Annotated in this window: 21 protein-coding genes; 13 read left to right on the forward strand and 8 right to left on the reverse strand. The window is 62.5% G+C overall.

Annotation, left to right across the window (positions count from 1 at the left end; translation table 11 throughout):
* Window positions 1–13 precede the first annotated feature (13 nt).
* The 8 genes from mraY to ftsZ all read left to right on the forward strand — a co-directional run bounded on the left by mraY (window position 14) and on the right by ftsZ (window position 10,337).
* A complete protein-coding gene (gene mraY / locus AXW84_RS06300) occupies window positions 14–1,234 on the forward strand; it encodes a phospho-N-acetylmuramoyl-pentapeptide-transferase (RefSeq protein WP_068230192.1) in 1,221 nt (406 codons plus the stop codon).
* A gap of 2 nt (window positions 1,235–1,236) precedes the next feature.
* Window positions 1,237–2,595, forward strand: a complete 1,359-nt coding sequence (gene murD, locus AXW84_RS06305; RefSeq protein ID WP_068230194.1) for a UDP-N-acetylmuramoyl-L-alanine--D-glutamate ligase — start codon at window positions 1,237–1,239, stop codon at window positions 2,593–2,595.
* Window positions 2,596–2,603: 8 nt separating this feature from the next.
* The gene (locus AXW84_RS06310; RefSeq protein WP_068230197.1) at window positions 2,604–3,806 is read left to right on the forward strand and encodes an FtsW/RodA/SpoVE family cell cycle protein; all 1,203 of its coding nucleotides are present in this window, start codon (window positions 2,604–2,606) and stop codon (window positions 3,804–3,806) included.
* Window positions 3,807–3,824: 18 nt separating this feature from the next.
* Window positions 3,825–4,925, forward strand: coding sequence for an undecaprenyldiphospho-muramoylpentapeptide beta-N-acetylglucosaminyltransferase (gene murG / locus AXW84_RS06315; RefSeq protein WP_068230199.1), 1,101 nt, complete (start codon window positions 3,825–3,827; stop codon window positions 4,923–4,925).
* Window positions 4,926–5,030: 105 nt separating this feature from the next.
* Window positions 5,031–6,383, forward strand: a complete 1,353-nt coding sequence (gene murC / locus AXW84_RS06320) for a UDP-N-acetylmuramate--L-alanine ligase (RefSeq protein WP_068238982.1) — start codon at window positions 5,031–5,033, stop codon at window positions 6,381–6,383.
* A 108-nt stretch (window positions 6,384–6,491) separates the two neighbouring features.
* On the forward strand, window positions 6,492–7,250 hold the full coding sequence (locus AXW84_RS06325; protein ID WP_068230201.1) for a cell division protein FtsQ/DivIB: 759 nt from the start codon (window positions 6,492–6,494) through the stop codon (window positions 7,248–7,250).
* Window positions 7,251–7,334: 84 nt separating this feature from the next.
* Window positions 7,335–8,729, forward strand: a complete 1,395-nt coding sequence (gene ftsA / locus AXW84_RS06330; protein ID WP_068230205.1) for a cell division protein FtsA — start codon at window positions 7,335–7,337, stop codon at window positions 8,727–8,729.
* A gap of 135 nt (window positions 8,730–8,864) precedes the next feature.
* Window positions 8,865–10,337, forward strand: a complete 1,473-nt coding sequence (ftsZ, locus tag AXW84_RS06335; RefSeq protein ID WP_068230208.1) for a cell division protein FtsZ — start codon at window positions 8,865–8,867, stop codon at window positions 10,335–10,337.
* Between the two features lie 134 nt (window positions 10,338–10,471).
* On the opposite strand, the gene AXW84_RS06340 is transcribed toward ftsZ, so the two are convergent.
* From AXW84_RS06340 to AXW84_RS06355, 4 genes are all read right to left on the reverse strand, one after another.
* Entirely contained in the window at window positions 10,472–10,999 is a 528-nt protein-coding gene (locus tag AXW84_RS06340; RefSeq protein WP_068230211.1) for an NADPH-dependent FMN reductase, read from the reverse strand.
* 175 nt (window positions 11,000–11,174) lie between these two features.
* A complete protein-coding gene (locus AXW84_RS06345; protein WP_068238984.1) occupies window positions 11,175–11,930 on the reverse strand; it encodes a succinate dehydrogenase/fumarate reductase iron-sulfur subunit in 756 nt (251 codons plus the stop codon).
* A gap of 135 nt (window positions 11,931–12,065) precedes the next feature.
* Window positions 12,066–14,000: a fumarate reductase/succinate dehydrogenase flavoprotein subunit gene (locus AXW84_RS06350; protein WP_068230214.1), complete on the reverse strand. Its 1,935-nt coding sequence runs from the start codon at window positions 13,998–14,000 to the stop codon at window positions 12,066–12,068.
* A gap of 1 nt (window position 14,001) precedes the next feature.
* Window positions 14,002–14,706, reverse strand: a complete 705-nt coding sequence (locus tag AXW84_RS06355) for a succinate dehydrogenase cytochrome b subunit (protein WP_071891055.1) — start codon at window positions 14,704–14,706, stop codon at window positions 14,002–14,004.
* 812 nt (window positions 14,707–15,518) lie between these two features.
* Between AXW84_RS06355 and AXW84_RS06360 the strand changes: the two genes are divergently transcribed.
* The 3 genes from AXW84_RS06360 to AXW84_RS06370 all read left to right on the forward strand — a co-directional run bounded on the left by AXW84_RS06360 (window position 15,519) and on the right by AXW84_RS06370 (window position 20,231).
* The gene (locus AXW84_RS06360) at window positions 15,519–17,879 is read left to right on the forward strand and encodes a gliding motility-associated C-terminal domain-containing protein (protein ID WP_157886850.1); all 2,361 of its coding nucleotides are present in this window, start codon (window positions 15,519–15,521) and stop codon (window positions 17,877–17,879) included.
* 241 nt (window positions 17,880–18,120) lie between these two features.
* Window positions 18,121–19,035 carry an ACP S-malonyltransferase gene (gene fabD, locus AXW84_RS06365; protein WP_257722079.1) on the forward strand — a complete coding sequence of 305 codons (915 nt, stop codon included), beginning with the start codon at window positions 18,121–18,123 and terminating at the stop codon, window positions 19,033–19,035.
* Window positions 19,032–20,231 (forward strand): hypothetical protein, encoded by a 1,200-nt coding sequence (locus AXW84_RS06370; protein WP_157886851.1) that lies wholly within the window; start codon window positions 19,032–19,034, stop codon window positions 20,229–20,231. The genes fabD and AXW84_RS06370 overlap by 4 nt, the downstream gene beginning before the upstream one ends.
* A 43-nt stretch (window positions 20,232–20,274) precedes the next feature.
* Here the strand turns inward: AXW84_RS06370 and folK are convergent, their stop codons facing one another.
* Together folK and AXW84_RS06380 are read right to left on the reverse strand one after the other, a co-directional pair.
* Window positions 20,275–20,766: a 2-amino-4-hydroxy-6-hydroxymethyldihydropteridine diphosphokinase gene (folK, locus tag AXW84_RS06375; protein WP_335339486.1), complete on the reverse strand. Its 492-nt coding sequence runs from the start codon at window positions 20,764–20,766 to the stop codon at window positions 20,275–20,277.
* Entirely contained in the window at window positions 20,763–21,623 is an 861-nt protein-coding gene (locus tag AXW84_RS06380; RefSeq protein ID WP_068230222.1) for an alpha/beta hydrolase family protein, read from the reverse strand. The genes folK and AXW84_RS06380 overlap by 4 nt, the downstream gene beginning before the upstream one ends.
* A gap of 139 nt (window positions 21,624–21,762) precedes the next feature.
* Between AXW84_RS06380 and AXW84_RS06385 the strand changes: the two genes are divergently transcribed.
* The gene (locus tag AXW84_RS06385; protein WP_068230225.1) at window positions 21,763–22,764 is read left to right on the forward strand and encodes a polyprenyl synthetase family protein; all 1,002 of its coding nucleotides are present in this window, start codon (window positions 21,763–21,765) and stop codon (window positions 22,762–22,764) included.
* 78 nt (window positions 22,765–22,842) lie between these two features.
* Here AXW84_RS06385 and AXW84_RS06390 read toward each other — a convergent pair whose 3' ends face one another.
* Window positions 22,843–23,154, reverse strand: a complete 312-nt coding sequence (locus AXW84_RS06390) for a hypothetical protein (RefSeq protein WP_068230227.1) — start codon at window positions 23,152–23,154, stop codon at window positions 22,843–22,845.
* Window positions 23,155–23,295: 141 nt separating this feature from the next.
* Here AXW84_RS06390 and AXW84_RS06395 point away from each other — a divergent pair, with 141 nt between their 5' ends.
* Complete coding sequence (locus AXW84_RS06395; protein WP_068230230.1) at window positions 23,296–24,729, forward strand: cytochrome P450; 1,434 nt, start codon at window positions 23,296–23,298, stop codon at window positions 24,727–24,729.
* Here AXW84_RS06395 and AXW84_RS06400 read toward each other — a convergent pair.
* Window positions 24,726–25,580, reverse strand: coding sequence for a universal stress protein (locus tag AXW84_RS06400; RefSeq protein WP_068230233.1), 855 nt, complete (start codon window positions 25,578–25,580; stop codon window positions 24,726–24,728). The genes AXW84_RS06395 and AXW84_RS06400 overlap by 4 nt on opposite strands.
* Window positions 25,581–25,685: the final 105 nt, after the last annotated feature.

Below are 25,685 nucleotides of genomic sequence, written 5' to 3' on the forward strand. Positions count from 1 at the left end.
TTCGCCGTTGCCCATGCTCTATTATTTCTTCCGCTACCTCCACGAACATTTTCACGTGCCCGGCACCGGGGTGTTTCAGTACACTACGTTCCGGGCCGGCCTGGCGGTGGTAATTTCGCTACTCATTGCCCAGCTGTTCGGTGGCCGCCTCATCCGCTTACTCCAGAAAAAACAGGTGGGCGAAAGCATCCGCGACCTGGGCCTGCAGGGCCAGAACGAGAAAAAAGGTACCCCTACAATGGGTGGCCTCATCATTTTGCTGGCCATTCTGGTGCCGGTGCTGCTGCTGGCCCGATTGCGCAATATCTACATCATCCTGATGATTCTGAGCACGGTGTGGCTCGGCCTGATTGGCTTTCTGGACGACTACATCAAGGTGTTTCGCAAGAACAAGGAGGGCCTGAGTGGGCGATTCAAAGTGCTGGGTCAGGTGGGGCTGGGCCTTACGGTGGGCTGGGTGCTGTTTTTCTCGAACGAGGTGACCGTGCGCCAGTACTTGCTGCCCAACGGGGCCCTATCGGCCGTCGATGCCAGCAAGGTGTACCACGACGTGCACCTGATGATTACCACCGTGCCATTCATGAAGAATAACGAGCTGAACTACGGCGACTTGTTCGCCACGGCGGGTACGTTTTTCAATGGGCTGTACGCCATCTTCTACATCCCAATTGTCATTTTCCTGATCACCGCCGTCAGCAACGGCGCCAACATCACTGACGGGCTCGACGGGCTGGCGGCGGGCACCTCGGCCATCATCGGCATCACGCTGGCCATTTTCGCCTTCGTGAGCGGCAACGCCTTGCTGGCGGATTACCTGGACGTGATGTTCATCCCGGACTCGGGCGAGCTGGTCATTTTCTGCACCGCGTTCGTGGGGGCCTGCATCGGGTTTTTGTGGTACAATTCGTACCCGGCGCAGGTGTTCATGGGCGACACCGGCTCGTTGGCCCTGGGCGGCATCATCGCCGTGCTGGCCCTCATTGTGCGCAAAGAATTGCTGATTCCCGTGCTCTGCGGCGTGTTTCTGATTGAAAACCTGTCGGTTATCCTCCAGGTGAGCTACTTCAAATACACCAAGCGCAAGTACGGCGAAGGGCGCCGCATCCTGCGCATGTCGCCGCTGCACCACCACTACCAGAAGCTGGGCTACCACGAATCCAAAATCGTGTCGCGGTTTTGGATTGTGGGCATCATGCTGGCCGTCATTACGTTGGTAACCCTTAAGCTGCGTTAAGCATGAACATTGTCATCCTCGGCGCGGCCGAAAGTGGGGTAGGGGCGGCACTGCTGGCGCAGGCCAAAGGCCACGCCGTGTTCGTGTCCGACCGGGGCCCCATCGAGCCCCGCTATAAGGAAAAGCTGGTGCAGACAGGCATTGAGTTCGAGGAAAACCAGCACTCGCTGGACCGAATTCTGGCCGCCGATGAGGTCGTCAAGAGCCCCGGTATTCCCGAAAAAGCGGCGGTCGTGGGGGCCCTGCGCGAAAAGAAAATCCAAATCTCCTCGGAAATCGAATTCGCCAGCCGCCACACCAAGGCGCGGTTTATCGCCATCACCGGCACCAACGGCAAAACCACCACCACGCTGCTCACCCACCACTTGCTGAAGGAAGCGGGCTTCAACGTGGGCTTGGCGGGCAACATCGGCCATTCGCTGGCCGAGCTGGTCATCGAGGACAAGTTTGAGTATTACGTGCTGGAGCTGAGCAGCTTCCAGCTCGACGACATCCATGATTTTCACCCCTGGATTGCACTGCTGCTCAACATCAGCCCCGACCACCTCGACCGCTACGAGTACTCGCTTCAGAAGTACGCCGAGGCCAAAATGCGCATCGCCGAGAACCTGGTCACCGACGATTACCTCATCTACAACGCAGACGACGAGCACACCGGGCGCTTCCTGCCCACGGCGTTCATGCGCTGCTTCGTGCTGCCGTTCAGCCTGCACCACCGGCCCGATTACCACCTGGCCGGCTACTACGAAAACGAGGCCACGCTGCGCGTGCACCTGCCCATCGAAGACCGCCACCCCGACGAGGTGAGCATCGCCAACTCGCCGCTCATCGGCCAGCACAACCGCCAGAACCTGGCCGCCGCCATCCTGGCTGCGCGCATCGTCGGGGCCTCGCCCGAGCAAATCGAAGGGGCCCTGGGTACCTTCCAAAACGCCGACCACCGCCTCCAACTGGTGGCCGAAATTGGCGGCGTGCAGTTCATCGACGACAGCAAGGCCACCAACGTAGAGGCCGCTTGGTACGCCCTGGACGGCCTCAAAAAGCGCATCGTCTGGATTGCCGGCGGCACCGACAAGGGCAACGACTACGCCTCGCTGCAACCGCTGGCCCGCCAGAAAGTAGGGGCCCTGGTGTGCCTGGGCCTGGACAATGCCAAGCTGCGCGCCGCGTTTGAGCACGAGGTGCCGCACGTGGAAGAAACCCGGAGCATGGCCGACGCCGTGCGCCGCGCTGGGGCCCTGGCGCAACCCGGCGACGTGGTGCTGCTCTCGCCCTGCTGCGCCAGCTTCGATTTATTCAAGAACTACGAAGACCGGGGCCGGCAGTTTGCCGCCGCCGTGCATGAACTGGCCCTTAACTAATCAACCCCATGGAAACCACTTTCCGCCCCAACTGGCTCCAGCGCAACCTCAAGGGGGACCCCATTTTGTGGGCTATTGTGCTTATTTTCTCCGTCATCAGCATCGCCGTGGTGTACTCGGCCACCGGCACGCTGGCCTACCGCAATGAGCTGCGCGGCCGGCCCGGCTCGGCAGAAATGATTGTGCTCAAGCACAGCGGACTCATTTTCATGGGCCTGGCCCTGATGTGGCTGGCGCACCGCGTCGATTACCGGCACTACTCGCGGCTGTCGCTCTACGCGCTGCTGATTTCGGTGCCGCTGCTGCTGTTCACGTTCTTCGTGGGCGGCACCACCCTCAACGATGCCTCGCGCTGGCTCACCATTCCGGTCATCCACCTCACCTTCCAGCCGTCCGACTTGGCCAAGCTGGCGCTGATTTCGCACCTGGCCAGCATGCTCAGCCGCCGCCAGCAGCACCTGCACGACTTCAAATCGACGCTGCTGCCGGTGATGCTGTGGGTGGGCGTCATCTGCGGCCTCATCATCCTGAGTAACGCGTCCACGGCCCTGCTGCTGTTTGCCACCTGCATGCTGCTGATGTTCATTGGGCGCGTGCCGCTCAAGCAGATGGCCGTAATGGTGGCCATCGGCGTGGTGCTGGGCGGGGCGGGCCTAGCCGCCGGCCAGCGCCTGGGCACCGTGATATCGCGCGTGTCGAGCTTCTCCGACCCCAACAAGAAAACGCCGTTCCAGCTGGAGCACAGCTACATCGCCATTGCCACCGGCGGCGTGGCCGGCAAGGGCCCCGGCAAAAGCACCGAGCGCAACATCCTGCCCCACCCGTACTCCGACTTCATTTTTGCCATCATCATTGAGGAATATGGCCTGCTGGGCGGGGCCGTGGTGCTGCTGCTGTACTTGGCGCTGCTGTACCGGGGCCTAAAAACGGTGATGAACAGCTACGGCGCCTTCGGGGGGCTGCTCTCGGCGGGCCTCAGCTTCAGCCTGGTGCTGCAAGCGCTGGTGAACATGGGCGTGGCCGTGGGCCTGGGGCCAATCACGGGCCTGCCGCTGCCGCTGCTGAGCATGGGCGGCACCTCCCTGATCTTCACCGGTATTAGCATCGGTATCATCCTGGCTGTGAGCCGGGGCGAGCCCGAAATTCGCCCCGTCGTGGGCACCGACCCCGACGCGCCCCGCATACCGCGCCAGAACCCGTCGTATGCGTAGTTTTTCCCTTGTTTCGGCATGAGCAATCCCTTGCGAATCATTATCAGCGGCGGCGGCACCGGCGGGCACATTTTCCCGGCGGTGGCCATTGCCAACGAGTTGCGCCGCCGCCACCCCGACGCGGCCATTCTCTTCGTGGGCGCCAACGGCCGCATGGAAATGACGCGCGTGCCCGAGGCCGGCTACGACATCGTGGGCCTCGACATCAGCGGTCTGCAGCGCCGCCTCACGCCTCAAAACTTGCTGTTTCCGCTGAAGGTATTTCGCTCCGTGCGCCGAGCCGGCAGGCTCATTGAGGACTTTTTGCCCGACGCCGTGGTGGGCGTGGGCGGCTACGCCTCGGCGCCGGTGCTGCTGGCCGCCGCCAGCCGCGCCATCCCGTCGCTCATCCAGGAGCAAAATTCCTACGCGGGTCTGGTCAATAAGCTGTTGGGCCGCCGCGTGGGGCGCATTTGCGTGGCCTACGAGGGCATGGAGAAATTTTTTCCCGTCGACAAAGTGGTGTTCACCGGCAACCCCGTGCGGGCCGAAATCGTGGGCGGCAACCGGGCCGAAGCCCTGGCATTCTTTGGCCTCGACCCGGCCAAGAAAACGCTGCTCGTGGTGGGCGGCAGCCTGGGGGCCCGCACCCTCAACCTAGCCACGGCCGCGGCGCTACCGCGTCTGCAAGCCGCCGGCGTGCAACTGCTTTGGCAAACTGGCAAGCTCTACTACCCCGAGGCTAAACAGCAAGCCTTGCCTTACGGTGCCGACGGTCTGTATGCCCACGAGTTCATCCGGCGCATGGACTTAGCTTACGCCGCCGCCGATGTGGTGGTGAGCCGCGCCGGGGCACTGTCGGTGAGCGAGTTGACCCTAACGGGCAAGGCTAGCATTCTGGTGCCATCGCCCAACGTGGCCGAGGACCACCAAACCAAAAACGCCCTGGCTCTGGTAGGCAAGGGCGCTGCTGTCCTCATCACCGACGACCACGCCGCCGAGCGCCTCTACGACGAAGCGCTGCGCTTGCTGGCCGACGAGTCCCGCCAGCAACAATTGCAAGCGCGGGTGCGCGAATTGGCCCGGCCAGATGCTACCACCGCCATTGTCGATGAGTTGCTGAAATTAATTAAGAAGTAGTTTCTTAATTAAAGACGTAAGGTACTTAACTTATTGTTTCTATTTATTAATTACCACTTGGACCAATTTCCGTACATTTTTTTCTTAGGCATTGGCGGCATTGGCATGTCGGCGCTGGCGCGGTGGTTTCGTGCCAATGGCCACCAGGTCAGTGGTTACGATAAAACCGCGACGCCACTCACCCAGGCGTTGGAAGCGGAAGGAATTGCCGTGCACTACGTCGATGCGGTAGAAAACATTCCGGCCGTAGTACGGGACAACAAGGCCCAAACGCTGGTAGTGCTCACGCCCGCCATTCCGGCCGATAGCCGCGAGTGGGCCTGGTTGCGGGCCGAGGGCTACGACATCCGCAAGCGCAGCCAGGTGCTGGGCGTGCTCACGCAGGGCCGGCGCACCATTGCGGTGGCCGGCACCCACGGCAAAACCACCACCAGCAGCATGGTGGCCCACCTGCTGCACCACGCCGGCCACGACGCCGGCGCCTTCCTGGGCGGCATCGCCGTGAACCTGGGCAGCAACCTGCTGCTGCCGCAGTCGCCCGGGGCCCCCGTGGTGGTGGAGGCCGACGAGTACGACCGCAGCTTCCTCACGCTGCGCCCCGACGTGGCCATCGTGACCAGCACCGACGCCGACCACCTCGATATTTACGGTACCCAAGGGGCCCTGATTGAATCGTTTCGGCAATTTGTGGGGCAAATTAAGCCCGGCGGTACGCTGCTCGTCAACCACACGGCCGACCCTAGCGTGGCCGCGGCCGCGCCGGCCGGCACCCGCGTCATTCACTACGGTTTAACGGCTGCGCCGGGCCGCGAATTGTTTGCCGACAACGTGACGGCTCAAGGGCACGAATTTTACTTCGACCTGCACGGGCCTCTGGGAACCCTGGCCGGCCTGGCCCTGGCCGTGCCCGGCTTCCACAACGTGGAAAACATGCTGGCCGCCGCCGCTGTGGCGCAGTTGGAAGGCGTAGACGCGGCCCAAATTACGGCGGCCGTGGCGGCTTACCGGGGCGTGAAACGGCGGTTTGAATTCGTGGCGACGGGCCCCCAGGGGCAGGTGTATTTGGACGATTACGCCCACCACCCGCGCGAAATCGAGGCGTTCTTGCGTTCGGTGCGGGCCCTGTACCCGGGGCGGCGGCTGCGGGTGGTGTTTCAGCCCCACCTGTTCACCCGCACCCGCGACTTTGCCGAGGGTTTTGCACAGAGTTTAAGTATTGCGGATGAGGTAATTCTGTTGGATATTTACCCCGCCCGTGAGCTGCCGCTGCCCGGCGTCACGTCGGAGATTGTCTTGGCGGGCATCACCAGTCCAATTAAATCCATTCAAACCAAGGCCCAGGTGCTGGCCGGGGCCCAAACCGACCCGCTCGAAGTGCTGGCCACGGTGGGGGCCGGCGATATTGATACCCTTGTTCCAGGATTAAAATTGATTTTTGCTGAACGTTGGAAAAATTAATTCAGCAGTGCCAAACGCTTGACTTGATAAAGTTAAAATCAACGTCCAATTTTTAAATAATACGAGGCGTAATAATTAATTTATTCCTTCGATTTTTTGCCACCATTCATGCACCGCACCGTTCGGAATTTTTCAGTTGTTTTTGTCTGCCTCCTGGTGCTGGGCGGGCTGGGCGTATTTGCGGCCGTGCGCCAAGCCCACCGGCCGGTGGGAGCCGTAGATGTGAGCATCGCCAACGAATTTGATAATTATTTCATCAGCGAGCGGGGCATAACGGCCCTGCTCACCAAGGGCGGGCAGGAGCCCGTGCTGGGCACCCGCCCCGAGGGCCCCCGGCTGCGCGAACTGGAAGCACGCCTTGCGGCCCACCCGTTCGTGCGCACCGCCCAGGTATACCGCGACCTAGCCGGGGACCTGCACGCCGACGTGACTCAAAACCGCCCCATTGCCCGCCTCACGCACCCCGACGCGCGCCTCGATACTTACGTAGACGCCGCCGGCCAGCCGCTGCCCCTCTCGCCCCTCTACACGGCGCGGGTAGCCACGGTGGCCCGGCCGGGCGGGGCGGCGCTGCCGGCCAGTTTTTTTCAGGACAGCACGGGGCAACGCTGCCTCGGGTTCCTTCGTTTTGTGGACGAGCACCCCTTTTGGCGGGCGCAGGTAGCAGAGGTAATAATTGCGGCCGACGGCCGCTTATCTTTCACCCAGCAAGTAGGCGACCAGCGCATAGAATTTGGGGCCCCGGACAACATTCCCGAGAAATTCGCTAAGCTTATGGTATTTTACCGCCAAATTCCTTCAGTCCTTGGGTGGGATACCTACCACCGTGTGAATGTGGAATACCAGAACCAAATCATTTGCGAATAGCAATTCGCTGATATATAACTACATTGGGCCTAGGTCCGCTCTTTTCTTTACCCGCCCCCACTGCTTTCGCCAGGCACCTCTCTCATGCAACAGGATAAAATCGTCGTCGGGCTCGACATCGGCACCACAAAAATCTGCGCCCTGGTGGGCCGCAAAAATGAATTCGGCAAACTCGAAATTTTAGGCATGGGCAAAGCCGTGTCGGAGGGGGTTTCGCGGGGCATTGTGCTCAATATCGACAAGACGGTGGACGCCATCCGGCGCGCCATCCGCCAGGCCGAGGAGCAGTCGGGCATCAGCATTGGCGTGGTGAACGTGGGCATTGCCGGGCAGCACATCAAAAGCCTGCGCCACAACGGCAGCATCACGCGCAACTCAGCCGACACCATCGGCCCCGACGACGTGAACCGCCTCACCCAAGATATGTACCGGCTCGTGACGCAGCCCGGCTCACAAATCATTCACGTAATGCCCCAAGATTATAAGGTGGATTACGAGGAGGGCATCGTGGACCCGGTGGGCTACGAAGGCGTGCGGTTGGAGGGCAACTTTCACATCATCACGGCCCAGAGCACGGCCATCAACAACATCAACAAGTGCGTCACCAAGGCGGGGCTGGAAATCGCCGACCTCATCCTCGAACCGCTGGCCAGTGCCATGTCCATCCTTTCGGAGGAGGAGAAGGAGGCGGGCGTGGCCCTGATTGACATCGGGGGCGGTACCACCGACTTGGCCATTTTCAAGGATGGCATCATCCGGCACGCGGCGGTGCTGCCGTTCGGAGGCAACATCATCACCCAGGACATCAAGCAGGGCTGCAACGTGGCACCCGGCCAGGCCGAGCAACTGAAAGTAAAATTCGGCAAGGCCATTGCCGAGGAAGCCAGCGACCACGAAATCGTGAGCATTCCCGGCCTGCCCAACCGCCCGCCCAAGGAAGTTTCGTTGAAAAACCTAGCCTATATCATCGAGGCCCGGATGTCGGAAATCATGGAGCTGGTGTACGCCGAAATTTATCGCATGGGCCTGCACGACCAGCTTTCGGCCGGTATCGTGCTCACCGGTGGCGGCTCGCAGCTGCAAAACCTGGAGCAGCTCACCGAGTACATCACCGGCCTCGACACCCGCATTGGCTACCCCAACCAACACCTGGGCAAGAGCCGCATCGAGGCCGTAAAATCGCCGATGTACGCCACCACCGTAGGCCTCGTGCTCTCGGGCTATCACGGCCTGGAAGAGCGCAGCCCACGCTCGTTGTTCGACGAAGAGCCCAGCGCCTATGTAGTGCCGCCCGCCGCGGCGCCCGCCGCCCCTGCGCCGCAGGCAGCTTTGCCGGCGCGCCCGGTGGCAGCCCCCGCCCCGGCCCCCGAGCCCAAGAAAGAACCCAAGCAGCCCAGCCGCGCCGCCGGTTTCTTCAAGGATATCCTCAGCCGCACCAAAGGGCTGTTAATTGATGACTACGACGATAAATCTTATTAATTGTTGAATGGGTGCATAGTCTAATTGTTGTCGCTTAATATTTTATACCGACTTCATTCTACTTATATGCAGTTAATTGTCAAGCGCGCTAGCGCTTCATCAATTTAACCACGAACAATTAAATAGTTATTTCCCATGAATTACAAATTCGATATTCCTGCCCAGACCAAGTCCATCATTAAAGTGATTGGGGTGGGCGGCGGTGGCTCCAATGCCGTGAAGCACATGCACAAGCAGGGCATCAAGGATGTGGAGTTCATCATTTGCAATACCGACCAGCAGGCCCTGCAAAGCTCAACGGTGCCCAATAAGCTCCAAATTGGAGTAGACCTGACCGAGGGCCTCGGCGCTGGGGCTAAGCCCGAGCGCGGCCGCCAGGCGGCGCTGGAAAGCAAAGAGCAAATCCGCGAGTTGTTGAACCAGGGCACCAAAATGCTCTTCATCACGGCGGGTATGGGCGGCGGTACTGGTACCGGCGCTGCCCCAGTCATTGCACAGGTGGCCCAGGAACTGGGAATTCTGACGGTGGGCATCGTGACGGCGCCCTTCCTGTTTGAAGGCAAGAAGAAGCGTTTACAGGCCGAGGAAGGCATCAAAGAGCTAAGCGCGCACTGCGATACGGTGCTGGTAATTCTTAATGACAAGCTGCCCCAGATTTACGGCAACCTGACGATGAGCGCTGCCTTCGCCAAGGCCGATACGGTGCTGACCACGGCCGCCAAGTCAATTGCCGAAATCATCACGGTGACGAGCGATGTGAACGTGGACTTTGAGGACGTGAAAACGACCATGAAGCAATCGGGTGCTGCCGTGATGGGTAGTAGCATCACCGACGGCGAAAACCGCGCCCGCCGCGCCGCTGAGGAGGCCTTGAACTCACCGCTGCTCAACAATACTGACATCCACGGGGCCCAGAAAATCCTGCTCTCCATTATGTCGGGCATCGAGCACGAGTTGGAAATGGACGAGCTGACGGAAATCACTGAGTACATTCAGGACAAAGCTGGGCAGGACGCAGAGATGATTTTCGGTCATGGCGTGGACGAGACGCTGGGCCAGAGCATTCGGGTGACGGTAATTGCCACGGGTTTTGCCCGCGAGGCGCACACCATCACCACGCCTGGCCAGCGCCCAGCCGCCGAAGCCGCTCCTGAGCCAGCCGAGCGCCAGTCCGCGCCGTCGGCTAATGTTGCTGGGGCCCCGGCCGCGCCGTTCGTGCCTAGCTTCGGCCCACCCCCGGCCGAGCCTGCCCGTGTACACCTCACCTTGGATGGCCCGGGCCTGCCTGGTAATACTCCACCGCTAACGGGCCAGCCCATCAACGGCCCTGGTGAACCAGTGCTGTTGCCGGCCAATACTACCACCGCGCCGGCCCGCCCGCGCCCGATGGATGCTCAAGCCGAAGAGCGTCGCCGCCGCATGCAGGAGCTAAGCCACGGTTTGCCGCCCGATGCTGTCACGCAATACGAAGCCCCAGCCTATTTGCGCCGTCAAGTAAAATTGGAAACAGTGGTGCCCAGTTCAGAGCAAAATATTTCACGCTTCAACTTGTCGGACGACAACGAATTGCTCGGCGATAACCGCTTTTTGCACGATAACGTGGATTAGAACGTTGCGCCGCGTTAGTAACGAAGCAGCCCGCACTGAATTGATTCAGTGCGGGCTGCTTCGTTTTACAGGATCTACCGCATTTGACTTGCGTAAATACTTATTTGCGAAGCAGGGCCCCCAGCTTTGTAAGGCTAAAAAGCTAGTAGTGCTGCTGCCTGCTCGCGCAACAATTGCTCCAGCAAGGGCGTCGTTAAGCCCCCCTCGGCGGTTAGTTCTTTATCGATAAAGGGGAGACGCACGCGCTGAGGGAGCACGGCGGAGTCGAGGTACATCAGCACGTCGGTGAGGTGGCTCAGGGCCAGGCTACCGCCTTGGCTGCCGGTGCCCAGGCCCACCAGAGCGGCCTTTTTGCCACGCAAGCCGCCACGGTAGGGGAGGCCGTCAATGAACAGTTTTAGGGCCCCAGGAAACGAGCAATTGTATTCGGGCACGAAGAAAACTACTTTGTCGCTAGCGTCTAGGCCAGCGGCGAGGCGATTGAAAGCTTCGTGCTTGCCGGTGTTATGATACAGAGTGCTCTCCAGAGCATCGTTGGGCAGGTCGGCCAAGTCCAAGAACTGGGTTTCGGCGCCCATCGTGTGCAGCAGTGATGCGTAGAGACTGGCCACGCGGCGGGCGCGGGAGTTGGGGCGGTTGGTGCCGATAATCAGGGTAATCAAAGCGAATGTGATTTAAGAAGCAAAGGCCACCGGTTAAACCGTTCCCGCTGCTATTGGTTGTGCGGCCGCGGCTAATAGGTTGCTATGGGATTGGAGCGGGGAAAAGAGAAAATCGGCCACAAAAAAGGGCGCATCGGCCAAGCCGGTGCGCCCTCTTCTGTGCCTAACGATAAGCTTACGCCAGGTTATTCGACGTGGCCTTGGCCGTCAGGAACTCGCGGTTCAGGATAGCAATGTTTTCAAGCGAAATTCCTACCGGGCATTCGGCAGCGCACGACCCAATGTTGGTGCAGGCCCCAAAGCCTTCGATGTCCATCTGGGCCACCATGTTTTCGACGCGGGTTTTACGTTCCACATCGCCCTGGGGTAGCAACGCCAACTGCGACACTTTAGCCGATACAAACAGCATAGCCGAAGCATTTTTACAAGCGGCTACGCACGCACCGCAACCGATGCAAGTAGCGGCTTCAAAAGCCCGGTCGGCAATATCCTTTGGAATCGGAATCTCGTTGCCGTCGGGGGCCCCGCCGGTGTTCACGCTTACATAGCCGCCCGCCTGGATGATGCGGTCAAAGGCCGAGCGGTCCACGCTCAGGTCTTTGTTAATCGGGAAGGAGTTGGCGCGCCAAGGCTCGATGGTGATGGTGTCACCGTCCGAAAACTTGCGCATGTGCAGCTGGCAGGTGGTCGTGCCTTTTTCCGGTCCGTGCGAGCGGCCGTTGATAAACAGGTCGCACGAACCACAAATGCCCTCACGGCAATCGTGGTCGAATGCCACCGGGTCTTCACCCTTGTGGAGCAAGTCTTCGTTCAGCACGTCGAGCATTTCCAGAAACGACATTTCGGGCGAAATGTCTTTCACTTGGTACTCCACAATCTTTCCCTTTGCCTGGGGGCTAGGCTGCCGCCACACGTTCAGGGTCAGGTTCATTGGTTTAGCATTGGGGTTGGAACCGGCCATAGTTTTTGAATTAAAAATTATGAATTAAAAATTATGAAGTGACCGCCCGTAAGCAGAGGTAGTCAACTCATAATTTTTAATTCATAAGTCATAATTTTTAATTAATTATTTGTAGCTGCGCTGGGTCAGCTTCACATTTTCAAACTGTAGCTCCTCTTTGTTGAGGCGCTCGGGCTGGTTTTCGCCCATGAACTCCCAGGCCGCTACGTAAGCGTAGTTTTCGTCGTCGCGCAAGGCCTCGCCTTCTGGAGTTTGGTACTCCTCGCGGAAGTGGCCGCCGCAGCTCTCGTTCCGGTCGAGGGCGTCGTCAATCATCAACTCACCCAACTCGATGAAGTCGGCTACGCGGCCGGCTTTTTCCAGTGCTTGGTTCAGTTCCTCGTTGGTACCGGTCAATTTCAGGTCTTGCCAGAACTCGCGCTTCAACTTTTGTATCTCGGCCTTGGCGTGGGTAAGGCCTTCGGCGCTACGGGCCATGCCGCAATATTCCCACATAATGTGGCCCAGTACTTTGTGGAACTGGTCGGGTGTGCGGTTGCCATTGATGCTGAGCAGCTTGGCTGTACGCTCTTTTACGGCTTTGCCGGCTTCGGCAAATGCGGCGTGGTTGACATCTACCGGCTTAGGGGCCGCCTTAGCGAGGTAATCGCCAATGGTGTAGGGAATTACGAAATAGCCGTCGGCCAAGCCCTGCATCAGAGCGGAGGCCCCAAGGCGGTTAGCGCCATGGTCCGAGAAGTTGCACTCGCCGGTGGCGTACAGGCCGGGCACGGTGGTTTGCAAGTTATAGTCAACCCACAAGCCGCCCATGGTGTAGTGCACCGCTGGGTAGATGCGCATGGGCAGCTCATAGGGATTTTCATCGGTAATCTTCTCGTACATCTCAAACAGGTTGCCGTACTTCTGGCTCACTGCCTGGGCGCTGGTGCGCTGAATAACGTCGGCAAAATCGAGATATACGGCCAGGCCGGTGCTGCCCACGCCGCGGCCTTCGTCGCACATTTGCTTGGCGTTGCGCGAGGCTACGTCGCGCGGCACGAGGTTACCGAAGGCGGGGTACTTGCGCTCCAGGAAGTAGTCGCGGTCCTCTTCCTTCAGGTCCTTTACCTTGATTTCGCCCTTACGCAGGCGCTCGGCCAACTCCTTGGTAGCTGGTACCCACACACGGCCGTCGTTGCGCAGCGATTCCGACATCAGCGTCAGTTTCGATTGGTAGTCGCCCGATACTGGGATGCAAGTAGGGTGGATCTGGGTGAAGCACGGGTTGGCGAAGTACGCGCCCTTCTTATGGGCCCGCCAAGCGGCAGTCACGTTGCAATACATGGCATTCGTGCTCAGGTAAAACACGTTGCCATAGCCGCCGGTGGCCAATACCACCGCGTGGGCGGCGTGGTTCTCGATGGCGCCCGTCAGCAGGTTGCGGGTTATGATGCCGGCAGCTTTGCCATCGGCTACCACTAGGTCCAGCATCTCCGAACGGGTGTGGAGCTTCACTTTGCCGTAGGCCACCTGGCGGCTCAGCGCCGAATAGGCCCCCAGCAGCAACTGCTGTCCGGTTTGGCCGCGGGCGTAGAACGTGCGGCTCACCTGGGCCCCCCCGAAGGAGCGATTGGCCAGCAAGCCGCCGTATTCACGGGCAAAGGGCACGCCCTGGGCCACGCACTGGTCGATGATGCTGACCGACACCTGGGCCAAGCGGTACACGTTGGCTTCGCGGGCGCGGTAGTCGCCGCCCTTGATGGTATCGTAGAACAGGCGGAACACGGAGTCGCCGTCGTTCTGGTAGTTTTTGGCGGCGTTGATGCCGCCCTGGGCCGCGATGGAGTGGGCGCGGCGCGGCGAATCGTGGTACGTAAAGGCGTGAACGTTGTAGCCCAGCTCGGCTAGCGAGGCAGCGGCCGACGCGCCGGCCAAGCCAGTACCGACCACAATCACGTCGTACTTGCGCTTGTTGGCGGGATTGACGAGCTTAACGTTGAATTTATGCTGGTCCCACTTCTCGGCTAGGGGGCCTTCGGGCGATTTTGAATCCAGAAACATATTATTTCAGGGCTAGCGTGAGGGAGTGGACCAAGGGCGACACGGTCGACGTGAGTTGGCCGTTGCCGTCTGTGAATAAAAAGAAATAAAGAGGCATAGCCGCGAAGGCCGCCGACACTACCACGGCAAACCCATAGCCAACGGCTTTGATGAGCGGGGTGTACTTGCGGTGGTTCAGGCCCAGCGTCTGGAAGCCCGAGCCGAAGCCGTGCCACAAGTGGTAGCCCAGCGAGAATTGCGCGGCGACGTACAGCAGCACGTACCACCACACGTGAAACGACGAAACAACGGCCATGTAGAGGTTGTCGTAGTCGCGGGTTTCCACATTGGTGCCACCAATCTTGTCCAGGCCGCCAAAGCGGGCGCGCCAGAAGAAGTTGTAGAGGTGAACAATCAGGAAGATGAGGATGAGGCTACCCAGAATGCCCATGTTGCGCGAGGTCCATTCCGAATTCTGCTCCGAGTGGTTCGACACGTATTTTTGGGGGCGGGCCGCCTGGTTGCGACGCGTCAGCATCAGCGCCTCGTAGATGTGGAAGCCGAAGCCCAGCACCAAGCCCCACTCAATGGTGCGGATGATGGGGTTGGTGCCCATGAAATGCGAATAAACGTTGAAAGCTGTACCGCCATCGTGCTTGAACAGCTGCAAATTGCCTACGAGGTGTACTACCAAGAACGTGCACAGGAACAGACCCGTGAGGGACATTACAATCTTACGCCCGATGCTACTGGAAAAAGTTTTGGAAATCCAACTCATAAAACGGTCCGCAGAGCGAAGAAATAGATAGGTTTGTGCTGCCCAAAGGTAGGGCCGAGGGGCTAAGCAGGCAAAAAAACCAAGCCGTTGGCCAACACGTACCGAGGGCAGTGAATTTATCAGGGGCCCCTGTCGTTGGCGGCGTTGCGGGCTGCTCAGATAACCAGCACGGGTAAAAAAAAGTTAGCTTAGCACACAGGTTTATTACGAGCCCGCGGCGGGACGGCTGGCGGGCCCTCAATCACAACGAAACGGTTATGAAGGCACTCTCCGCGATTTGGTACAATTGGCAGTTGGCCGTTATGGGGATATTGCTGGCACTGGGGGCCCTGCTGCCGGGCACGGCGCGCGCCTCCCACATCCGAGCCGGTAACATCGAGGCCAAGGTGGACACCACGGCCGCGCACAACCCTAACCGGATATTCTTTAAACTGACCATTTACCAGGACTTGGCTTCAGGGAGCGCGGACCAACCGACGGCTACCCTGTATTTTGGAGACGGCACTTCGCAAACGTCAAACCGTATATCTGGCACCGGTAACAGACAAGTAATTCCCCTTCCCAACAACACCGATACTGGGGTTGATATTTTCTATTTTGATCATACTTACCCTGCTGCCAAGCAATATACTGCTAGCTTCATTGGAGAGAATCGTAATGCAGGCATATTGAACTTCATTGGTACGCAGTCTAATACACAATCTTTTTACGTTAGTACAACTTTCATAATTGATCCTGGGCTGGGACTCAACCACAGCCCCGTGTTGCGCACACCAGCCGTAGACAAAGCGGGTCAGAACCAGGTGTATCTGCACAATCCGGGGGCTTACGATGCGGATGGTGACTCGATGGCATTCAAGTTGCGTCCCTGCCAGCAAGCTCCAGTGCCCGGCAACAACACCCCAGTGCCGGCTGTCATTGCCGGGTTTGTGTATCCTGATAAAACGCCGGGCAATGCCAACGCCAAGCAAGTAGCTTACAGGGGCGTGCCCGCTGGCGTGCCAAACGCCCAGTCCATCTTTGTACAGGATGTGCACACTGGCCAAATTACGTGGAACACGCCGCTGCAAACTGGCTTTTACAACGTAGCTTTTACAGTAGAGGAATGGCGACGAAGTGAGTTTGGCGCGCGCCAAATTGGCTCGGTGATCCGCGATATGCAAATTATCGTGGTGGCCACCAACAACCTGCGGCCTATCCTCACAATTCCGCCCGACCTGTGCGTGGTGGCCGGCACCACTGTGACTGGCACCGTGACGGCCACCGATGGCACTGCCGCCGGTAGCGCCGCCCAAACGCCTATCAACTTGTTTGCCTATGCAGGCATTTTGCCGCCGGCCCGGTTCACGCAAGCATCCAAGGGGCCCCCCACGGCCACCGGCACATTTACGTGGGCTACGGATTGCAGCAACGTGGCCAAGGAACCGTATTCGGTGGTTTTCAAAGCCCAGGATACGCCGCCCAGCCCCGATTTCCCGCTGGTGGACGAACAGGTGTGGCGTATTACCGTGGTGGGGCCCCCACCCCAAAACCTGCGGGCCGTGCCATCCGGCAACCAGGTGACGCTGACCTGGGACCGCTACATCTGCGCCAATGCCAGCTTTATTCGCATTTATCGCAAGGAGAACTCGTCGAATTTCGTGCCGGGGCCCTGCGATACGGGCATTCCGGCGAGTGCCGGCTACACGCTAGTGGGCTCGGTAACGGCGGATTTGTCGGCCTTTAAAGACGACAACGCCGGCCAGGGCCTGGCGCGGGGCAAAACGTATTGCTACCGCATCTACGCCGATTTCCCGCTGCCTGCGCTGGGGGCCAGCATTGCCTCGGCTGAGGCGTGCGCCACTGTTGGCGGCTCGTCGGCCCGCCTCAAGAACGTGGACGTGGACCAGACCAGCGCCACGGGCCAGATTACGGTGCGCTGGTCGCCGGCCAAGCTGGCCACCACGCAGCTGCTGAGCACGCCCTCGGGCTACCGCCTTTCGCGGGCCGTGGGCCTGTCGCCCGCCGCCACGGCCTACGCAGTGGTGCGCGCCGCCCCATTTGCGCTCACCGATTCGGTGTACGTTGACACCAGCGTCAACACCGTTGCCAACCAGTACACCTACAAGCTCGACCTGTTCTACGCCTCGGCGGCGGGCAGCACCACCGAAATTGTGGAGCCGGCCGGCACTGCCAGCAGCGTGCGCACCGCGCTGGTGCCCGACAGCCCCAACAAGCAGATTACCGTGAGCTGGACTTACCAGACGCCGTGGGACAACACCCTGAAACCTACCCTGGTGTTTCGCAGCGGCGCGGCCGGGGGCCCCTTCGCGCAGGTAGGGTCGGTGACGTCGACCACCGCCGGCGGCACCTACGTGGACAAAGACCCGACGCTCGTGAAGGGCAACACCTACTGCTACTACGTGCAGACCACTGGCCAGTACAACCCCACCGGCTACCTCAGCGCGCTTATCAATAAGAGCCAGATCATCTGTACCACGCTGACCGACCAGCCCTGCGTACCGGTGCTGACGCTGGCCCTGGTGAACTGCGACAGCCTGGCCCGCAACCCGCCCGGCGACAACCAGACCTACGCCAACGCGCTGCGCTGGACCGCCAGTGCCGTACCTGCCGGCTGCAGCGCGCCCATTGCGTACTACCGCGTCTTCTATAGCGCCACGGCCACGGGGGCCCTCACGCTGCTCGATTCGACCAACACCATGAGCTACGTGCACCGCAACCTGCCCGAGCTGGGCGGCTGCTACGCCGTGCAGGCCGTGAGTACGGGCGGGCTGCGCAGTGCCCTCAGCAACGTAGCGTGCCAGAACAACTGCCCGTTCTTTATTCTGCCCAACATCTTTACGCCCAACGGCGACGGGGTGAACGAAATCTTCCAGCCCAAGTCGGCCAGCCCGCTGCGGAGCGTGCACTTCAAGGCGTTCAACCGCTGGGGGGTGAAGGTTTTTGAGAGCACCACCACGTCGCGCATCTTCATCAACTGGGACGGCGGCGGGGCCGTGGGCGAGAGCGGCAGCAGCGGCAAGGTGTCGGACGGCCTGTACTACTACCTGGCCGAAGTCGAATTTGCCGACGCCGCCAATACGAAAATCACCTATAAAGGCTGGGTGCAGATTGTGCGCTAGGGCCCCGGCCCACCAGTTTTTGCCAGCGGAAAAAGCCGGGCGGCTCCCCACGGGAGTCGCCCGGCTTTTGCTTTTCAGGGGCCCCGTGGCGGGCGGCGGGGGCCCTGGACGGGCAGGGCCGATTTGGTGAGCCGCGGGCTTTTGTGCAGTTTGCGCCCCGTTTGCCCCGGGCGGGCGCGGCAGGGCCGCTACTTGCCCGGGGCCCCTTTCTCACCCAATTCAGCCGCTGCGCTTTCCACCCGTGAACCCTTCTCCTTTGTCTTCGCTGCCGGCTCCGGCCTTTGTATTTCCAGGCCAGGGCAGCCAGTTTTCGGGTATGGCCCGCGAGCTGTTTGCCCAAAACGACGCTGCCCGCCAGCTCCTCACCCAAGCCAACGACATCCTCGGCTTTTCGCTCACCGAGCTGATGTTCAACGGCTCCGAGGACGACCTGCGCCGCACCGACGTGACGCAGCCGGCCATCTTTGTGCATTCGGTGGCCCAGTTTGTGGCCGTGCCCGACCGCGCGGTGGGCATGGCCGCGGGCCACTCGTTGGGCGAGTTTTCGGCCCTGGTGGCGGCCGGCGTGCTCGACTTCGCCGATGCCCTGCGCCTGGTGGCCCGCCGCGCCCAGGCCATGCGAGCCGCTTGTGAAGAGCAGCCCGGCACGATGGCCGCCATCCTGGGCCTGGCCGACGACGTGGTGGAGCGCATCTGCCAGGAAATCAGCGCTGGGGGCGACGTGGTGGTGGCCGCCAATTACAACTGCCCCGGCCAGCTGGTAGTATCGGGCGCGGTGCGCGGCGTGGAACTGGCCTGCGAGCAGCTGAAGGCCGCCGGTGCCAAGCGCGCCCTGCTGCTGCCGGTGGGCGGCGCCTTCCACTCGCCACTGATGCAGTCGGCCGCCACGGCCCTGGGCGAGGCCATCGAGAAGACGACCTTCCGCGAAGCCCGCTGCCCCGTGTACCAAAACGTGGACGGCCAGCCCCACCGGGCCCCCGCCGAAATCAAGGCCAACCTGCTGGCCCAGCTCACGGCCCCCGTGCGCTGGACGCAATCGGTGCAGCGCATGGCCGCCGACGGCGCCCTCGACTTTGTGGAGTGCGGCCCCGGCAAGGTGCTCCAGGGCCTGGTGAAGAAGATTGTGCCCACGGCCACCGTCGCCTCGGCGCAGTGACGGAAGGACCAAGGGGCCCGGCGCGGCCACGCTTCGGCTGGGCGCTGGGCGCCGGGGCCCTGGCGTTGCTGGGCCTGTACCTGGTCTTGAGCCACGGCGGCTTCGGCGGCACCGGCGACTCGTTTTATTACCTGGCGGCCGCCCGCAGCCTGCGCGCGGGCGGCCAAATGCTGGGCCCCGACGGGACGCCATACCGTTTTTGGGGCCCCCTCTACCCGGCGTTGCTGGCGGTATTTGCCTCGCCCGCAGGGGTCAGGTGGTTGCACGGGGTAGCGCTGCTGGCCCACTTGGGGTTGTGGAGCTGGGTCGGGCGTGCTTTGTTGGGCCGCCGGAGCTGGGTGCTGCCCCTGGTGGTGGCCCTGAGCACGGCGGTGCTGGTGCCGGCCAAATTTATCTGGTCCGAAACCGTCTTCGTGGCGCTGACGGCGGCGTACTGCGCGGCCTTGGCTGCGTGGCTGCGTACTGGCCGCGGGCATTGGTTGGCGTGGGCCACCGCGGCGGGCTTTCTGCTGCCGTTGCAGCGCACATCGGGCGTGTTTCTGCTAGCCGGTGCGGCGGTGGGCTTGCTGGTGGGCGGGGGGTGGCGCCGTGGCCGCTGGCTGCTGCTGGCCCACGGCGCCGGCTGCGGCCTGGGAGTGCTCAGCTGGAGCTACTACGCCGCTGTGGTGGGTCCTGCCGAAAGCGGGCTGCCCGGCGGCTGGTTAAAGCTGCTGAATACCCTGGCCGATTATGGCTTTGTGCTGGTGCGCTGGTTTGGGCCGGTAGCGGGCGGGTGGCGCGGCACCACGCCCGTTGCGGCCGCCGGCTGGGCCCTGGTGCTGGCCGCGCTCTTGGCCGCGCTGTGGCCGCGCCCCAACTTCCAGTGGCCGCGGCTCCCTGCTTCGGTAACGGTGTTGCAGCTGCTGTGGTGGGTGGTAGCGGCCGATGTGCTCGGGCACGTGGTGGCCGTAACCCGCACGCGGGCCGGAGCCGGCTTGCACGATACCGAGCGTTACCTAGCGGCGCTGGTGGGGCCCGTGCTGCTGCTGGCGCTGGCTTGCTGGCCAGCGGCCGGCTCAGTGCGCTGGCGGCAGGTGCTAAACGGCCTCGCGTTGGTGGCCTGGCTTGGGTACTCGGCCCTGCGCGTGGGCCACAACGTGGCCGAGCTGCGCCAGCGCCCGCCCGTGGCGTGGCCGGCAATGGGGCCCTGGCGCTAGGGCCCGGCCTGTTTCATTAACACCACCGCGCCCCGCTGTGCCGCTACCCGGCCCACGGCCGCACGGCCAGCGAATCGGGGCAGCGGCGGAGCAGCTCGGCAATGGTAAGGCGCAGCTGCGGGTGCACCAACGCGGCGGCGATTTCAGCCAGGGGCCCCAGCGCGAACCGGCGCACTGGCAGGCGCGGGTGCGGCACGGTTAGGCTAAGGGTGTCAATAACTAGGTTGTCGTAGAGCAGCACGTCCACGTCGAGGGTGCGGCTGCCCCAGCGCTCGTGCCGCTCGCGGCCGGCGGCGGCTTCGGTGGCCAGGCAATGGGCCAGCAGCGCCGCCGGGGCCAGCGCGGTGCGCAAGCCCACGGCCTGGTTGAGGTAGGCCGGCTGGTCGGCGGGGCCCCAGGCGGCGGTTTCGTAAATGCCTGAGGTGGCCACCAATTCGCCCGCGGCGGCCAGGCCGGTGCGCGCCGCTTGCAGGTAGGCCGCACGGTTGCCGAGGTTGCTGCCCAGCAGCAGGTAGGCCAGGGCGGGCACGCTCACGTGTGCCGGGCCAGAAACTCGGCCGTGCGCGCGGCCACCAGGTGGGCCGGCCCGGGCAGTGCGTCGCCTAGCCAGGGGTGGGCCCCGCCAAACATGTGCGTGGCCCCGGGCACCAGCAGCAGCTCGGCGTCGGGCTTGGCGGCGTGCAGGGCGTGGGCGGCATCCAGGGGCACGGTTTCGTCGGCGTCGCCGTGCACAATGAGCAGAGGCTGGGGCAAGCGGTGCGCCACGTTGGCCAGGATGTCGAGCCGTGCGCGGTTGGCCTCGTAATCCTCCACAATCTGGTAGTACATGGGCAGGGGCTGGCCGGTGCGGCTGTTGGGCACCATCAGCTGGCCGGTGCGGGCCCACTCGGCCAGCACCTCGGGGCCCCAGCGCTGGTCGATGTCGGCAATGGCGGCCCAGGTGGCCACGGCCCGCACCCGGGCATCTTCGGCGGCCTTGAGCAGCACCAGGGCCCCGCCGCGGCTGTGGCCCACGAGCGAGAGCCGGGCCAAATCCAGTTCGGCCGGGGGCAGGGGCGTGGCTCCGGGCGTGCCCAGGGCGTCGAGCAGCTGGCTCAGGTCGTCGAGCTCCAGGCTGAAGTTGTTGCGGCCGAAGGCGTCCAAATCTTCCAGGTCGCCGGTGCCGCCCATCACCACGCCGTTGTGCGATAAGTTTAGCTTGACGAACACGAAGCCCTGCTCGGCAAAAAAAACGGCCAGCTGCGGGAAATGGCCCCAATCCTTAAATCCTTTAAAGCCGTGCACAAATACCACCACCGGTTTGGCGCGGCCGTCGGCCCGGTAGGTAGCGTCGGCGGCAAACGGCCGGCCGTGCCGCAAGCCGGTGAGAATGAACGGAACGTGGGCGAGCATGGGCGCAAGGGCAGGGGTGAAGCGAGCCTCTCCACGGCGCGACGCGCGGGCTGGCCCCGCAAGTAAGCCATCCGGGGCGCAAAAGTTTCGCGCCGGCCCGGCCCTGGCCTCGGCCATTGCGCCGTATCATTGCCGCGCCATGCCGCAGCTTTCCTCCGTTTCCCTCGCCCAAATTCAGGCCCCTATTGCGGCCGAAATGGACGAGTTTGAGCACAAATTTCGCCAGTCGATGCGCACCAACGTGCTGCTGCTCGACAAGATTATGGGCTACATTGTGAAGCGCAAGGGCAAGCAAATCCGGCCGATGTTCGTGTTCTTTTCGGCCCGCATTGCCTTGCCCGACGCCGCGGGGCCCCTGCCCGAAGCCACCTTCCGCGGCGCCACCCTCATCGAGCTGCTGCACACGGCCACGCTGGTGCACGACGACGTGGTGGACGAGAGCAACTACCGCCGCGGCTTTTTTTCCATCAATGCATTGTGGAAGAATAAGATAGCCGTGCTGGTGGGCGACTACCTGCTCTCGCGGGGGATGCAACTCGCGCTGGAGCACGACGACTTTCAGCTACTGAAAATCGTGAACCGGGCCGTGCGCGAGCTGAGCGAAGGCGAGCTGCTACAAATCGAAAAAGCCCGCAAGCTCGACATCACGGAGGACGTGTATTTCGACATCATCCGCCAGAAAACGGCCTCGCTCATCGCCTCGTGCACGGCCGTGGGGGCCGCCTCCACCGGCGCCGATAAGGAAACGGTGGAGCGCGCCCGCCTTTTCGGCGAAAAGGTGGGCATGGCGTTTCAGATAAAAGACGACTTGTTCGACTACGGCACGGCCGAGATTGGCAAGCCGGTGGGCATCGACATCAAGGAGAAAAAGATGACGCTGCCGCTGATTTACGCCCTGCAGCAAGCCAGCTGGCTGGAGAAGCGGCGCATGATTTTCAACGTCAAAAACAACGGCGGCCACCGCGAGCGGGTGCAGCAGGTCATCGAGTTCGTGAAGCAATCCGGGGGGCTGGACTACGCCATTGCCACCATGGAAAAGTACCGCGACGAAGCCATCGAAATCCTCCACACCTTCCCCGAATCGGCCAGCCGCACGTCGTTGGAGCAGCTGATCAACTACACCATCGAGCGCGAAAAATAGGCCCCGGGGCCCCAATCCGCCACATAAAAAAGCCGCCCCTTGTCTAGGAACGGCTTTTTTTGTGGCGGTAAGTTGGCGCTAGCCTTTGGGCTCGGCTACCTGGTAGCTGACGCTGCCAGGAGCCACGTCGCTGACTTTGAATTTCACGCCGTCGAAGGTAGCGTCCACCTCCAGGGTGTGGATCATGCCGCAGCCGGGGCATTTTGCTTCCTCTTTTTCGTACTGGTCGGTATCGGCCAGCGAGTCGGCCATGGAGTCGGGGGTGGGCACACCGAGCAGGTCGGTAAAGACTTCGGTGTGGCACTTGTTGCACTCAAACTTGAGGCCCACGGCGCGGCCTTGCAGGTCTTCGAGGGGAGCGTTTTGGTCGGGTTTCTGAGCAATCCACATGGGGCAATCGGGTTGGTTTTGGGGAAGAGGGCGGCGGCCCGCGGCGGGGCCTAACCGGGTTTACGCGGCCGCCCGGCAAAAGGATGGCCCCGGGCCCCGGCCTACCTTTGGGCCGGGGCCCGCCAGGGCCTGGTATGCGCTATGGCTGACGATACTTTGGGCCCCCGGCCCCCGCACGCGCCTTTGCCCCAGGTGCCGCGCTGGCACTCCATCCGCGGGTCGCTGCGGCTGGTGGCCGACCCCATCGGGGCCCTCGACGCGGTGCACGCCGACTACGGCAGCACGGCGCGCCTCTACATCGGTGGGGTGCAGCCCAGCGTGCTCACCCGCGACCCCGGGCTGGTGCAGCACATTTTGCAGAAAAACCACCGCAACTACGCTAAATCGAAGTTCACGCTCGGGTTTGCGCGCTACATCGGCCACGGCCTGCTCACCAACGAGGGCCCCGACTGGCTGCGCCAGCGCCGGCTCATCCAGCCCGGCTTCCACCGCCAGCGGGTGGCGGGCCTCACCGGGCTGATGCAGGAAGTGGTGGCCGACACGCTGGGGCCCCTGGCGCAGGCGGCGGCCCGTGCCGGCGGGGCGGTGGCCGTGCCGGCCCACGCGCTGCTCACGCGGCTCACGTTCCGCATCATTGCCCGCTCGGTGTTCAGCACCAGATTTGCCGAGGCCGAGCTGGACCGCCTGGCCCAACTTATCACTGAGATTCAGGCGTTTTACGTGCGCATCATCCGGCAGCCCTACCTCAACTGGTGGCGGCGGCTGCGGGGCCAATTTCGCCACCACGACCGCCTCACGGCCGAGCTGCGGGCGCTGCTGGGCCGCTACATTGCCCAGCGCCAGGCGGCCAGCGCCGCCCCCGGGGCCCCCGCCCCGCCCGACGACCTGCTGCAAATGCTGCTCGACGCCCGCTACGAGGACACCGGCGAGCCGATGGCCCCCGCCCGGGTGCTCGACGAAGCCCTGATCTTGCTCGTGGCCGGCCACGAAACCAGTGCCAACGCCCTCACCTGGCTGCTGTACCTGCTAGCCCACCACCCGGCGGAAGCCCAAGCCATTCAGGCCGAAACCGCCGCGGTGCTGGGCACTAGGGCCCCCACGTTTGCCGACTTGCCCCGCTTGGGACGCGCTTTGCAGGCCGTGCAGGAAACCATGCGCCTCTACCCGCCCGCCTGGATGGTGGACCGCGTGGCCCTGGCCGACGACGATTACCAGGGCCTGCGCATTCCGAAGGGCACGCTGTTTTCGCTCTACCTCTACGGCTTGCACCGCGACCCGCAGCACTGGGACGCGCCCGCCGAGTTTCGCCCCGCCCGCTTCGCCCCCGATGCGCCGCGTCCGCTCGTGCCGTTCGCCTACGCGCCCTTCGGTGGGGGCCCCCGCCTGTGCGTGGGCCTGCAATTTGCCCTCACCGAAATGCAGTTCGTGGCCGTGGAGCTGCTGCGCACCTTCGACGTGGAGTGGCCCGCCGGCCAGCCACTGGTGGTTAAGCAGCCGCTCATCACGCTGCGGCCGCGGGGCGATTTTCAGGTGCGGCTGCGCCTGCGGGAGGGGCCCCGGGCGGCGGCTGGCTAGCTGGCGAAGTGGTAGGTCAGCACCGGGGGGAAGGCGTGGGTGGCCACGGTTTCGGCAATGCTGGTGTTCAGGAAGTGGCTCAGGCCCGAGCGCACGTGGGTCGGAATCACCACCACGTCGGCGGCCACGCGCTGGGCGTATTCCTCGATGCCCGCGCTGGTGCGGTTCGCGGCCACCTCGGCCACCACGACGTGGGCAAGCTGGTGCTGCCGGGCAAAGTCCTGCATTTGCTGCTGGGCCAGGTGGTCGTCGGCGCCCGCGGCCACGTGCAGCAAGTGCAGCGTCGCGTCGGGAAACACGGCCAGCACCCGGCGCAGGCCCTCAATGGCCCCGGCGGCATCGGCCAAAAAATCGGACGGAAACACGATTTGCTGCACCTTAAAGGCAGGTTCCGGGTGCTTCACCGTGAGCACGGGGCACGGGGCCAGCCGAATCAGGCGTTCAGTAGTCGAGCTTACGAAAAAGTGTTCCGTAGCGCCGTGGCCGCGCGCGCCCACCACCACCAAGTCGTTGCCGTAGCGCTGAATGGCCGTCAGGATGCCCTCGCCCACGCGCGCCACTTCTACCACGTCCTGCACCGGCACGCCGGGGGCCAGCTGCGCGGCCTCGGCTTGCAGCGCGTGCATGCGGCGCTTGGTGGCTTCCATCAGCTTGATGGTGAAAATCTGGTCGATGCTGTGGCCGCTCACCGGCCCGCCCACGGTGCTGAAGGCGCCCCCCGCCTCGTCGGCGTCTTCCAGCACGTGCAGCAGCGTGAGCTGGCCGCCCGTGTGCTGGGCCAATTGCACGGCGACCCCGAAGGCATGGTGCGCTTCGGGCGAAAAATCGGTGGCAACGAGGATGTTTTTCATGACCGGGACGGGTGGGGTGGAGGAGAAAATTACTAATCAATCACCAACCGTTGCAAACGGCTACCGATTGACTAGTAATATAGTGCTGCAAACATAGCTCCCATC

This window comes from Hymenobacter sp. PAMC 26628, assembly GCF_001562275.1.
In the GTDB taxonomy this organism is placed as follows: domain Bacteria; phylum Bacteroidota; class Bacteroidia; order Cytophagales; family Hymenobacteraceae; genus Hymenobacter.

What these genes read in the sequence shown, in the direction of transcription:
- mraY (WP_068230192.1), top strand. Translation starts at nt 14, where the DNA reads ATGCTCTATTATTTCTTCCGCTACCTCCACGAACATTTTCACGTGCCC.
- murD (WP_068230194.1), top strand. Translation starts at nt 1,237, where the DNA reads ATGAACATTGTCATCCTCGGCGCGGCCGAAAGTGGGGTAGGGGCGGCA.
- AXW84_RS06310 (WP_068230197.1), top strand. Translation starts at nt 2,604, where the DNA reads ATGGAAACCACTTTCCGCCCCAACTGGCTCCAGCGCAACCTCAAGGGG.
- murG (WP_068230199.1), top strand. Translation starts at nt 3,825, where the DNA reads ATGAGCAATCCCTTGCGAATCATTATCAGCGGCGGCGGCACCGGCGGG.
- murC (WP_068238982.1), top strand. Translation starts at nt 5,031, where the DNA reads ATGTCGGCGCTGGCGCGGTGGTTTCGTGCCAATGGCCACCAGGTCAGT.
- AXW84_RS06325 (WP_068230201.1), top strand. Translation starts at nt 6,492, where the DNA reads ATGCACCGCACCGTTCGGAATTTTTCAGTTGTTTTTGTCTGCCTCCTG.
- ftsA (WP_068230205.1), top strand. Translation starts at nt 7,335, where the DNA reads ATGCAACAGGATAAAATCGTCGTCGGGCTCGACATCGGCACCACAAAA.
- ftsZ (WP_068230208.1), top strand. Translation starts at nt 8,865, where the DNA reads ATGAATTACAAATTCGATATTCCTGCCCAGACCAAGTCCATCATTAAA.
- AXW84_RS06345 (WP_068238984.1), bottom strand. Translation starts at nt 11,930, where the DNA reads ATGAACCTGACCCTGAACGTGTGGCGGCAGCCTAGCCCCCAGGCAAAG.
- AXW84_RS06350 (WP_068230214.1), bottom strand. Translation starts at nt 14,000, where the DNA reads ATGTTTCTGGATTCAAAATCGCCCGAAGGCCCCCTAGCCGAGAAGTGG.
- AXW84_RS06355 (WP_071891055.1), bottom strand. Translation starts at nt 14,706, where the DNA reads ATGTCCCTCACGGGTCTGTTCCTGTGCACGTTCTTGGTAGTACACCTC.
- AXW84_RS06380 (WP_068230222.1), bottom strand. Translation starts at nt 21,623, where the DNA reads ATGCTCGCCCACGTTCCGTTCATTCTCACCGGCTTGCGGCACGGCCGG.
- AXW84_RS06385 (WP_068230225.1), top strand. Translation starts at nt 21,763, where the DNA reads ATGCCGCAGCTTTCCTCCGTTTCCCTCGCCCAAATTCAGGCCCCTATT.
- AXW84_RS06390 (WP_068230227.1), bottom strand. Translation starts at nt 23,154, where the DNA reads ATGTGGATTGCTCAGAAACCCGACCAAAACGCTCCCCTCGAAGACCTG.
- AXW84_RS06395 (WP_068230230.1), top strand. Translation starts at nt 23,296, where the DNA reads ATGGCTGACGATACTTTGGGCCCCCGGCCCCCGCACGCGCCTTTGCCC.
- AXW84_RS06400 (WP_068230233.1), bottom strand. Translation starts at nt 25,580, where the DNA reads ATGAAAAACATCCTCGTTGCCACCGATTTTTCGCCCGAAGCGCACCAT.